The 11,653-nt window shown below is 41.7% G+C and carries 14 protein-coding genes; 11 read left to right on the top strand and 3 right to left on the bottom strand.

Going from position 1 to position 11,653, the window contains the following annotated elements; genetic code table 11:
* Positions 1 to 15 precede the first annotated feature (15 nt).
* The 3 genes from FTT75_RS04685 to surE form a co-directional block, all read right to left on the bottom strand.
* Positions 16 to 945 (bottom strand): LysR family transcriptional regulator, encoded by a 930-nt coding sequence (locus FTT75_RS04685; RefSeq protein WP_005096486.1) that lies wholly within the window; start codon positions 943 to 945, stop codon positions 16 to 18.
* Positions 946 to 1,036: 91 nt separating this feature from the next.
* On the bottom strand, positions 1,037 to 1,867 hold the full coding sequence (locus FTT75_RS04680) for a peptidoglycan DD-metalloendopeptidase family protein (RefSeq protein ID WP_005171673.1): 831 nt from the start codon (positions 1,865 to 1,867) through the stop codon (positions 1,037 to 1,039).
* Between the two features lie 95 nt (positions 1,868 to 1,962).
* Positions 1,963 to 2,751, bottom strand: coding sequence for a 5'/3'-nucleotidase SurE (gene surE / locus FTT75_RS04675; protein ID WP_180086368.1), 789 nt, complete (start codon positions 2,749 to 2,751; stop codon positions 1,963 to 1,965).
* A gap of 111 nt (positions 2,752 to 2,862) precedes the next feature.
* On the opposite strand from surE, the gene FTT75_RS04670 reads away from it, so the two are divergent.
* From FTT75_RS04670 to purB, 11 genes are all read left to right on the top strand, one after another.
* Positions 2,863 to 3,234, top strand: coding sequence for an MCR_0457 family protein (locus FTT75_RS04670; protein WP_005096482.1), 372 nt, complete (start codon positions 2,863 to 2,865; stop codon positions 3,232 to 3,234).
* A 162-nt stretch (positions 3,235 to 3,396) separates the two neighbouring features.
* The gene (locus tag FTT75_RS04665; protein ID WP_180185961.1) at positions 3,397 to 3,777 is read left to right on the top strand and encodes an MCR_0457 family protein; all 381 of its coding nucleotides are present in this window, start codon (positions 3,397 to 3,399) and stop codon (positions 3,775 to 3,777) included.
* Between the two features lie 128 nt (positions 3,778 to 3,905).
* Entirely contained in the window at positions 3,906 to 5,054 is a 1,149-nt protein-coding gene (gene dacC, locus FTT75_RS04660; protein ID WP_005096478.1) for a D-alanyl-D-alanine carboxypeptidase PBP5/6, read from the top strand.
* A gap of 111 nt (positions 5,055 to 5,165) precedes the next feature.
* Positions 5,166 to 5,696, top strand: a complete 531-nt coding sequence (locus FTT75_RS04655; protein WP_005096476.1) for a gamma carbonic anhydrase family protein — start codon at positions 5,166 to 5,168, stop codon at positions 5,694 to 5,696.
* Positions 5,697 to 5,954: 258 nt separating this feature from the next.
* Complete coding sequence (locus tag FTT75_RS04650) at positions 5,955 to 6,518, top strand: PAAR domain-containing protein (protein WP_257230332.1); 564 nt, start codon at positions 5,955 to 5,957, stop codon at positions 6,516 to 6,518.
* A 2-nt stretch (positions 6,519 to 6,520) separates the two neighbouring features.
* Positions 6,521 to 7,222 carry a hypothetical protein gene (locus FTT75_RS04645; protein WP_180185960.1) on the top strand — a complete coding sequence of 234 codons (702 nt, stop codon included), beginning with the start codon at positions 6,521 to 6,523 and terminating at the stop codon, positions 7,220 to 7,222.
* Complete coding sequence (locus FTT75_RS04640; RefSeq protein WP_180185959.1) at positions 7,191 to 7,667, top strand: hypothetical protein; 477 nt, start codon at positions 7,191 to 7,193, stop codon at positions 7,665 to 7,667. Before FTT75_RS04645 ends, FTT75_RS04640 begins: the two co-directional genes overlap by 32 nt.
* 167 nt (positions 7,668 to 7,834) lie before the next feature.
* Entirely contained in the window at positions 7,835 to 8,320 is a 486-nt protein-coding gene (locus FTT75_RS04635; RefSeq protein WP_180185958.1) for an NUDIX hydrolase, read from the top strand.
* Positions 8,321 to 8,324: 4 nt separating this feature from the next.
* The gene (mnmA, locus tag FTT75_RS04630; RefSeq protein ID WP_005096469.1) at positions 8,325 to 9,464 is read left to right on the top strand and encodes a tRNA 2-thiouridine(34) synthase MnmA; all 1,140 of its coding nucleotides are present in this window, start codon (positions 8,325 to 8,327) and stop codon (positions 9,462 to 9,464) included.
* 7 nt (positions 9,465 to 9,471) lie between these two features.
* A complete protein-coding gene (gene hflD, locus FTT75_RS04625; protein ID WP_005096468.1) occupies positions 9,472 to 10,203 on the top strand; it encodes a high frequency lysogenization protein HflD in 732 nt (243 codons plus the stop codon).
* A gap of 54 nt (positions 10,204 to 10,257) precedes the next feature.
* Positions 10,258 to 11,646: an adenylosuccinate lyase gene (gene purB, locus FTT75_RS04620; RefSeq protein ID WP_180096464.1), complete on the top strand. Its 1,389-nt coding sequence runs from the start codon at positions 10,258 to 10,260 to the stop codon at positions 11,644 to 11,646.
* Positions 11,647 to 11,653: the final 7 nt, after the last annotated feature.

The following is an 11,653-nucleotide window of genomic DNA, read 5'->3' as shown; positions in this document are numbered from 1 at the left end:
TTTATATTCTGTATCTTATGATGCGGCTTGTAAAATACGCCCACCAGAAATCTGGTCAAAATATTGTTTCAATGTATCTAGGCAACGAAGAATTTTTGTCGGTTGTTGCTCACGTTTCGGCATGACTGCATATAGTGTAATCGGTGGAAGTCGCCATTCAGGCAAAACTTCAACCAAAGTGCCATTCAGTAAGTCTTTTTTCGCATCGAGATATAAAATCTTGGCAATCCCATTGCCCTGCAAGCACATCGATTTTGCCACCAGACCATTATTGGTACTGAAACGGGATTTCAATTCAAAATCGGCTTTTTCTGCAGTATTGACATTTTGAAACTGGAAATACTGATGATTTTTGATATGGGTCAAAGGCAGCACATCATGATTTTTAAGATCATCAGGACGTGAAATAATGGTGCTCTGATTAATATAACTCGGTGTCGCCACCAGAATTTGCTCAATCTGCATCAATGGCACCACCTGAAGATTGTGCTCATCATTTTTCTGTTCAAATCTTAAGGCGATATCGATACGCCCATCGAACAAATCAACCTCATGATTATTGGTTTCCAGATGTACTGCCAGGCCACGATGTGCGGACATCCAGTGAGAAAGTGCAGGAATCACATGATTCGCGCACAATTCTGGCAAAGCGACAATGCGCAGTTCACCCACAAGATCATCGCGTAATTCATTGATTCGGACTTTACCGCGCTCTGCAGCAGATAGCATTTCCTGGCAACTGTAGAAAAAAGCTTGTCCCGCTTCCGTCAAACTTAACTTTCTCGTTGAACGATTTAAAAGTACCACTTCCATATCATGTTCTAATGAGCGAATTTGTTGACTCACGGCGCTGGTCGTAATCCCTAATTCACGGGCAGCACCGCTAAACGAGTTTTTTTCTACAACACAAGCAAAAACACCCATTGCTCGAAGTTGATCTAACATAAATTTCCCTCTAAACTTATGAGATGCCTCATCATTTGATAAAAGCAACTTATTGTATTATACGGCGAAATTCACGTTTTGCATTATTTATTTAATTGTTTGGTAAAACTGTAGTTGGATTAATCGGTTTGCCGTCTAAGCGCACCTGAAATTCAAGCATGGTTCGCGTTGTACCAGTTGAACCCATTTCTGCAATTTTTTGCCCCGCTTTTACATTCTGTCCGCTTTTTACATCCAGTTTGCTGTTATGGGCATAAGCCGTAATATAGCCATTAATATGCTTCACCAACACCAGATTGCCATATTCTTTCAGGCCATCTGCAGCATAAACCACCTGCCCGTCTGCTGCTGCAAACACCGGATCACCGACATTGCCGTTATAGCGTGTGCCTTTGATATTAGATGCCAGATTATACTGCTGCAAAACTGGGCCATTAGACGGTTTTACCCAACCTAAACCCGCGGCAGTAGAGACGGGTGTCATTGGCGCCGGCGTGCTCACACGCGGTGTAGTCTGCACGGTGGTCGCTGGTGTAACTGGTGCCGGTGTTGGTACTGCAATCGTTTGACGCTGGATAGGGGCTGCCTGAGTCACTGCCTGCGTGCTGGTACTGCGACGTACGGTATTATTTTTCAGGCGGATCGACTGTCCCACATAAATCCGGTAAGGTGCAGCAATATCATTCATCTCGGCAACACTGATATAGTTCAGTCCATAACGTGCTGCGATCCCACTCAATGTATCTCCTGAACGTACCGTATAGAAATCAGGAGCTGTCGCATAACGCGTCGCATTATTTACTTGAGGTTTGGTGGCACAACCGGTGATTACTCCTGTAGAAATAACAACGGTTGATAAAACTAGGGTTTTAATCAGGGCTGCAGGCGAAGCAACAACACATTTCGGTAACACCAAGAACATTATCTTCCTCTCTAAGATCTATACGGTTGCAAAATCCCGTTAAGATTAGCAAAGTTTTACTGCAATATACTTGCAATCGCGAGTTTTTCACAAAGTTATAACACTGAGAACGCATTTTCTGCCAATTGTGTTTGAAGATTCCGCAAAACCTCATAGTTGGTGGCATCCATCTGAATCGGAGTAATGCTGACATAGCCATTGGCCACAGCAAAGAAGTCCGAGTCAATCTCGCTCAACCCTTGCTTGGGTTCTGCTACTGCTTCTCCAGACAGTCCAATCCAGTACACCTGACGACCACGTGGGTCAACATGACTGGTGATGGGCTTCGACTGACGGCGGCGGCCTTGATAAGTCACTTTTTCACCCTGTAATTCAGCCATATCCGGAATATTGATATTGAAAATATGACGCTCAGGAAGAACCGGCAAACCGCGTGCAATAAAATCATGCACCCAGTTGGCAGCCAGCTGATAATCCTGAGGGTGTTGATAGCTGCGTACATTCGGCCCACTCAATGACACCGCAATAGCAGGATGTTTACTTAAGCGACCTTCAAAGGCTGCCCCGACTGTACCGGAATACAAGACATCATCCCCCAGATTGGCACCACTATTAATACCGCTGACCACCAGATCAAATTCAAAGTCAAACAGGCCGTTCATAGCCAGATAAACACAATCTGCCGGAGTACCATTGACAGCCCAGACATCGGGAGAAATCTGAATCGGGCGTAAAGGTCGGTCCAGAGTCAAAGCACTGGAGTAACCACTGCGCTCACTTTCTGGCGCTACAATAACAATTCTCCCTAAAGGTTTTAGAGCCTGTGCCAATGCCTGAATACCCGGTGCAAACATACCATCATCATTTGAAACTAAAATATTCACTGAAAAATCTCGTCGCGCTAAAAAATGACTGGTTAGGACATTTAATTGTATTAGTGCTGGAATTATATATATTTACTGCTCGACATCCATCTTTAAAATATGTGGCTCAAGATGATTAAAAAATTCTCTTTATTTAGTGCTTTCGCTTTAAGCCTGGCAGTATCTGTCTCTCCTTCAGTTATGGCGAGCGAGCTGACTGTTGACGAAAACAATACCATTGTGAAAGAAGACATCGCATCGGCACAAGTCATGGCTGAGGTTTGCCCGGCTATGATTGGCCAAAATGCAAAATTAGACAGCATTATTCAGACTCTCATCCAGTCTTATCTTGCAGACTACTCAGATAAAGGCATGAGCTATCAAAAACTACAGGCAGATAGCGAATATAAATCTTTACTGGAAGAAGCGCGTCAGGGTGCCAAACAAACCAGTACTGACGAACAAAAAACCGTATGCGAAGAGATTCTGGATTACCAGGGCTAAGCTAGATAAATCTTCAAATAAGACGGTGTAAACATCGTCTTATTTTCTCTTACAGATTTCTTCATAATTCTACAGCTTCGCTACATTTTCCCACTTTTCAATTTCAAAAATAAGTTTAAGCTAGGCAAATTATTGTTCTAAATCTATTTTTTGAGTTTTTTAATGAAATATCCATTACTTCAAGCCATGACACTTTGTGCAGCTTCTGCCGCGATTCTTTTAGGCACCTCTGCATTTGCAGCCAATGAAAATATCAATGTCACGCCAACCCAGCAAGTGACCAAGCAGGAACTGGCTGCGATTTATGTTCTTTCAGAAATCTGCCCGAGCATGGTTAAGGACAAGTCACAGTTCAATCAGGGCTATACCAAGCTGGTGACTGAATATATGCCAGGTCAGCGCAATCCGGTTGCAAGCTTAAACCAGATGGTTCAACAGAACGATTTCCGCAGTATTCTGGCTGAAGCACAATCTGATGCCAAGAAAGCTGGCAAGAAAAAAAATCAGGTGATTTGTAATGAATTAACCACCTATAACAATTAACCTGCTTTTCTGCCGATTACTTACAATACTTTTGAAATAAGACCGGGTTTCCCATAGAAGTCCGCCTAGCTTTATCCTAAAATGCTAGGCTCTTCGTGCTTACATCAAGATATAGGAACCCACTAGAAATGACCCAAAAAACTGCCCTTGCTGCATTATTATTAGTTCCTAGTTTTAGCTTTGCAGCAACTGTCCTATCTGCACCACCAGAATTGAATAATAAATCCTATGTGCTAATGGACTATGAGACAGGGCAACTTCTCGCTTCAAAAAATGAAAATGAAAAATTAGCCCCTGCTTCAATGACCAAGATGATGACCAGCTACATCATCGAACAAAAACTATTGAGCGGTGAACTCACTGAAGATGAACAGGTTCGCATGAATGAGTCAGCATGGTGTCGCGGTAGTAGCGCGGAATCATGTATGTATGTGCCTTTAAACGGTACGGCCACTGCACTTGAAATGCTGCGCGGAATTATTATTCAATCGGGTAATGATGCATCTAAGGCTATGGCTGAACATATTGCAGGGAACGAGGGTACCTTTGCACATATGATGAATCAGGAAGCCAAACGTATTGGTATGACCAATACCAGCTTTATCAATTCAACCGGTATGCCTGCTGAAGGTCATTATTCGACTGCCAAAGATATGGCAACGCTGGCACAGCACATCATTAAAGACAGTTCCAAGTATTATCCGATTTATGCTGAAAAAGAATTTACCTTTAATGGCATCAAGCAAGGTAACCGTAATGCCCTGCTGTATACCGACCCAAGTGTAGATGGCTTAAAAACAGGTCATACCAATGAAGCAGGGTATTGCTTGACCACGTCGTCTAAACGTGGCCCTACTCGCTTGATTTCAGTTATTTTTGGTGCACCTACCATGCAGGAACGTGCAACGCAGACACGTGAATTGCTGGCTTGGGGTTATGCGAACTTCGAAACCAAAAATGTTCAACCAGCTAAACAGGTACTTGCTAAAGCCAAAGTCTGGTTTGGTAAGGAAGATGAAGTTCAAATCGGACTTGCTGAAAACTTTAATGTGACCATGCCTAAAGGTCAGGCCAATGCGATTAAAACCCAGCTGGTGGTTCAACCGAAACTGACTGCACCATTACAACCGGGGCAAGTTGTCGGTAAATATGTTGCGACTCTGGATGGTAAAGTCATTTCAGAAAAACCTCTTGTGGCTTTGAATGCAGTGGAAGAAGCGGGTTTCTTCGCGCGTATGCTCGACCATATCAAACAGTTCTTTAGCAACTTGTTCTAAGTCTAAATAGACCATTTCAGTCTTGGACTAAGACCAAAGCACTCATTCAGATGGGTGCTTTTTATTTTATACTATGCACATGATCCTTCATCATTTATCGGACAGATCGTTATGAGCCAAAATATTCGTTCTTATTTAGATATGACCCCACAGATTGATGCTTCCTGTTATGTCGATCCGATGGGAATTGTGGTCGGCGATGTGGTTTTGGCTGAAAATGTTTCGGTATGGCCTTTTGCCGTAATTCGGGGTGATGTGAATCATATTCGGATTGGTAAAAACTCAAATGTACAAGATCACTCGATGTTGCATGTCAGCCATAAGAAAGCCGATAAGCCTGAAGGTTCGCCTTTAATTATTGGTGAAGATGTCACCATTGGCCATCATGTCAAACTACATGGTTGTACCATTGGCAATCGTGTTTTGGTCGGTATTGGTACGATTATTCTGGATGATGTGATTGTTGAAGATGATGTAATGATTGGTGCAGGTTCGCTTGTTCCACCGAATAAGGTTTTGGAAAGCGGTTATTTGTATGTGGGCAGCCCTGTGAAAAAAGTGCGTCCGCTGACAGATAAAGAAAAAGCATTTTTACCGTATTCAGCGCAGAATTATGTGAAGGTGTCGGGGAATTACAAGTAAAAAAATTATTTAAAGCAGATCCTCTAAAGCAAAATTTTCAGCATGATGATTCCAAGTTCATCATGCTTCTGATATGCTTAAAACATAATAAATTATCATTATAGCAATTTTAATAAAAATATATACTTACAACAAAAACCCAATATAAAAGTATGAATAATTCTTCTATAAAAGCGAGGTAATTTCTCATATTTTGAATATATCGTTGTTATTAAAAGTATCTTTATTCATGTTAACAATATACCAATAAGAATTTAAATGATGACACGTCCTTTCGGCATTCAAGGTTCCACTACTTCACACGGTGGAATAGTTATGGCAAGCCAGTCCAAGATTACCCAAATGGGGATCTCCTTCTTAAGAGTTGGTGATGGTTTTGCTTGTCCCAAATGTAATATGTGGTCAACACTAATTAAAAGCCATGATCATGTCATTATGGATGGGAAAGCAGTGGCTTATGTAGGTGATCACTTTAGCTGTGGGGCAATCTTAATGCCAAAGCAAGTTCATGTGGTTGGAGCTCCTCAGCATACTGTACATGCCTTTCTGCAACAAAAAAGAAACCTATATTCAAGTACCCAAAATTTCGTAGAGAATCCTATTCCTGTAGAAGAACATGGACTAAAGTTCCAGCTCATAAATAAAAAATTCAATATACCTGTAAATGGATATTTTTATCTATTAACAACAAATGATGGGAAAGAAAAGAGCGGCTTTACAGATCATGATGGTTTTACTAAAATCTTGCATACAGGAATTAAATCCGAACAAGTCGATCTACATGTTTTTGACTTTTCCCAACCCATGAATAAATGGGAATAATGATGGAAACCACAAAATTAGCCTCTGCCTATAGTCGCATCATTTCTGGAAATTCTAATATTTGGGAAGCCTTTCCAGAGGAAAAAAAAGTCTGTGAATTTTCAGAACCATTATGCAACAGTGTTATTAAAGTACGAAATTACTATATTGCTCGTCCTTACAACTTTTTGATGAGCTTAGATCAATGGTCGAGTATCACAAATAAGATAGAGTTACTTACAGCTATCAGGTTTGGGATGGAATGGGATACTAATAATTTGCCTGAAGGGTATTTATCAGATCCTGCATTTCATACTCAAATGTATATAAAGTTTCATAACTATCTAATGAAAAATGTGATGCGCGAAGCTCCTAAAATTGTAGCTGAATTTCAAAAAGCTGTGTTTAAGGCTCGGTTTCTTACGACTTTTACCATTGATGAAGTAAAAGATATTCCTTATTTAAACACCCAAGATCAATTAAAATCTGCTCTAATTAAAGCTAAGAAACTACAAAATCAGATTGATAAAATTAATATTGTTGATGCTACAAGAGATATGTTTTTAATCCAAAATAACAAAGGGCCGATTACAATTAATAAAAATATGTTTATTGATGTTTTTAAACAGGATTTTAATCCAAACATGATTCAAATATTAAAATCTCAAGGCCTATACTTAGGTGATCCAGACAATGTCATGTATAGAAAAATTAATAACCCTTAGTTCATTATGTTTCATATTTTTGGCAAGTTGTTCACTCGCCTCTCAAACCGACATAAATAGTGAAGCACTAAAAAATGCCAATCGAGGAATAGTAGGTACATTGTTGTCCGATGCCAAAGTGTACCAAATTGCCTCCTCATCTGAATTATCTCCATTAACGCAACAGTTACTATTTTCGACACTGGAAAAAATCGCTGTGATTCGAGGCTATGAGCAAACGATTGGTAAGTCTTATCGTTTTGATGAAGACTTAAACATTGCTCAAATCAATCAAATCTGTTGGATGGGTGTTTTTCTGCAAAAATATAAGCAATATTTACCCACTAAAATTGACAAAAATGAGAGCTACATCTGGGTTGATGCTTATGTTAAGCATTGGCAACACGACTTGAATGAATCTTATCGTGATACATTGATTGAAAATGACTGCAGAAAATCAGATTAATTAAATGTATGACTCATAATCTGATTGAGCGGGATACTGATTATATTTGGTTTATTTCCCATTTCTCACATGTAAAGGAGATAACACCTTAAAGAAAAAACTGATCATCATAGCCACACACCCCAAAATTTTATACAATAGTGCATCTTTATCCATGGTGCTGTTCTATGACCGCTTGGACTGCTCACGTCACTGTCGCAACCGTCATCGAAAAAGACGGAAAATTCCTGTTTGTCGAAGAACATACAGAAGCTGTGACACACCCAGTATTTAATCAGCCAGCAGGTCATGTGGAATGCGGTGAAACCATTATCGAAGCCGCAATTCGTGAAACCATGGAAGAGACCGGACATAGGGTTGAAGTGACTCATCTGTTAGGAATGTATACCTATACCCCACCGATGTTCCCGGATCGTACATATTTTCGTTTCTGCTTTTTAGCCAAATCCATTGACTATGACCCAAATGCCACTTTAGATACAGATATTGTCGGCGCAGTCTGGATGACGCTCGATGAACTGATTGAATCTGCTCGTGCGCGTAGTCCATTGGTGATTAAAGCCGTGCAAGATGCGCTTTCAGGTCAAAAATACCCTTTATCGCTCATTTACGAGCACCAAAATTCTCCCTTAATTTCAAATTTGGATGCCTAATCCTATGCAACAACGTGTCATCGTCGGTATGTCGGGTGGTGTAGATTCATCTGTTTCTGCTGCGCTTTTACTTCAACAAGGTTATCAGGTTGAAGGTCTTTTCATGAAGAACTGGGAAGAAGATGACGGCACAGAATATTGCACGGCGATGGATGACCTTGCCGATGCTCAGGCTGTCTGCGACAAAATCGGGATTAAACTGCATACCGCAAACTTTGCCATGGAATATTGGGATCGTGTATTCGAGCATTTTTTAGCAGAATATGCGGCTGGCCGTACCCCAAACCCAGACATTTTATGTAATAAAGAAATTAAATTCCGTGCCTTTCTAGATCATGCGGTGAACTTGGGTGCAGACTTTATTGCCACAGGTCATTACTGTCGTCGCGGTGCAACCATGACCAATTCGCGCGGTGAAGAATACGCACCACTCTTACGTGGTGTTGATCAGAATAAGGATCAAACCTATTTCCTGCATGCCGTACATGGTCGTGAAATTAACAAGACATTATTCCCTGTCGGTGAAATTGAAAAGCCGCAAGTCCGCAAAATCGCTGAAGAATTAGATCTTGCTACGGCGAAGAAAAAAGACTCGACCGGGATCTGCTTTATTGGTGAGCGCCGATTTAATGACTTCTTGAAGCAATATTTACCGGCACAACCCGGAAAAATCGTGCTGGAAGACGGTAAAGAGGTTGGTGATCATCACGGCTTAATGTACTATACGCTCGGTCAACGCGGCGGCATCGGTATTGGCGGAATGAAAGGCGTCGCGGAAGGTGCCTGGTTCGTATTACATAAAGATATCGAAGGCAATCGTCTGGTGGTGGGTCAAGGCCATGAGCACCCACTGATGCAAAGCACCATGCTTTGGAGTGAAGCGATTGACTGGGTGGCCGGCGAGCAGGATATTCCTGAAACAGGTTTCCGTTGCACGGCCAAAACCCGTTACCGTCAGACTGATCAAGCATGTACGGTGTACCAAGATTCAGAATCACCCAATGGTGTACGTGTGGAGTTTGATGAACCACAACGTGCAGTGACCCCAGGTCAAAGTGTGGTGTTTTATTCAGGTGAAGTTTGTTTAGGCGGTGGTGTGATTCATCATACCAATGCACCTAAACCTGATTTTATAAAAGGATGAATTCGGCATGACGGAGTTACCATTTCAACCAGCCACAACGTTGAATACTCGTCAAAATCGCGCTTTGGCGTTAGCGGGTGTGTTTCAGGCCACCCAGCTGACCCATATGACCGCATTGAGTGGTCAGCAAAGTATTGGTGAAAACGGTAACTTTTATTTTGAACAGTTGATTAAAGCCAGTCTCAATATTCGTCCCGGCAATAACGAAAATGCCCAGACCCTAGACTTTTTTAATCAACTGGCCGATATTTCCTTAGGCTTAAAAACATTAGAAAGCAGCATTATTCAACCCTTCAATACTTCGCCAAAATCCAGAATTCCAAAACTTTCCAGCACCAAACTTCCAATGAGCTATGCCATGGCACTTCTTCAATTAGAAAAGAAGGTCTATAGCAATCCCAAATTTGTTGAAATTATTGAACAGTCCCAACAGAAAATTCTCAGACAGCTTTCCTTTTTCGATAACAATTACCTGCACCCCAGCATCATTGCCAATCTGGCTCAAACCTATGTCGATACTGCGGGATCAATCAATCCGCGCATCATGGTTCGTGGCAATGCCGAAGCCTTTAAAGATGCCGGACATACCAACCGCATCCGTGCTTCCCTCTTTACCGGTTTGCAAATGGCACACCTGTGGCGTCAGCTTGGTGGCAGCTCCTGGGGCATGGTATTTGGTAAACGCAAGTTGCTAAAAGATATTCAGAATCTGGCGCGTTTACAGTTTCAGGTGGTTTAACTGATACTGCACGTGTTTCGTTTTACGTTTAATTCCAAAATCTAAGGAATCGATATGAACGCTTTAACTGCACTTTCTCCATTAGATGGACGTTACGCGAGCAAATGTGATGCTCTACGTCCCTTTCTTTCTGAGTTTGGTTTAATCCATGCTCGTGTGACTGTTGAAGTGCGTTGGTTACAGGCGCTTGCAAACCATCCGGAAATTACTGAAGTTCCGGCATTTTCAAGCGAAACTAATGCAGCGCTTGATGCGATTGTAAGCAATTTCTCTGAAGATGATGCCAATCGTATCAAAGAGATCGAACGCACCACCAACCACGACGTTAAAGCGGTTGAATATTTCCTGAAAGAAAAAATTGCCAATATCGACGAATTGAAAAATGCCGGTGAATTCATTCACTTTGCATGTACGTCTGAAGATATTAACAACCTGTCACATGCTTTAATGCTGAAAAGCGGTCGTGATGTACTGGTTGCATCTATGCAGCAAATCATTGATTCAATTGTTGCACTTTCTGAAAAGCATGCTGACCAGCCAATGTTGTCTCGTACGCATGGTCAAACTGCAAGCCCAACGACGTTGGGTAAAGAAATGGCGAACGTGGCTTACCGCCTTGCACGTCAAATCAAACAGTTCAAAAATGTTGAACTTCTAGGCAAAATCAATGGTGCAGTAGGTAACTACAATGCGCACTATTCTGCTTATCCAGACATCAACTGGCCTGCGCATTCACAAGCATTTGTGGAATCTTTGGGTCTAGATTTCAACCCGTACACCACACAAATCGAGCCACATGATTATATGGCTGAACTGTTTGATGCCCTGCGTCGTTTCAACACTATTCTGATCGATTTCAACCGTGATGTTTGGGGTTATATCTCGCTTGGTTTCTTCAAGCAAAAGCTAAAAGATGGCGAAGTCGGTTCTTCAACCATGCCACATAAAGTAAACCCGATTGACTTCGAAAACTCTGAAGGTAACTTGGGTCTTGCCAATGCTGTACTTGCACACCTTGGGGAAAAACTGCCAATTTCTCGCTGGCAGCGTGACCTGACTGACTCTACTGTGCTGCGTAACATGGGTGTTGGTTTTGCACAAAGCTTAATTGCTTTCGAAGCATGTGCTAAAGGTATCGGCAAACTTGAACTCAATGCTGCACGTATCAATGAAGACCTGGACAATGCGCAAGAAGTATTGGCTGAACCAATTCAAACAGTAATGCGTCGTTACAACGTTGAAAAACCATACGAAAAATTAAAAGCCCTGACTCGTGGTCAGGCCATGACTCGCGACATGATGGTTGATTTCGTAAACGGTAACGAGTTAGAAGCTGTTCCAGCTGCTGATCGTGCGCGTCTAGCTGAAATGACACCTGCTTCTTATACAGGTAATGCTGCTGAACAGGCCAAACAAGTGGCTGAGCTGATTGCTAAAATCTAATTTAAAA

This window comes from Acinetobacter sp. YH01008 (genome assembly GCF_013420435.1).
In the GTDB taxonomy this organism is placed as follows: domain Bacteria; phylum Pseudomonadota; class Gammaproteobacteria; order Pseudomonadales; family Moraxellaceae; genus Acinetobacter; species Acinetobacter pseudolwoffii.
This window is presented reverse-complemented; position numbering and strand designations above follow the sequence as displayed.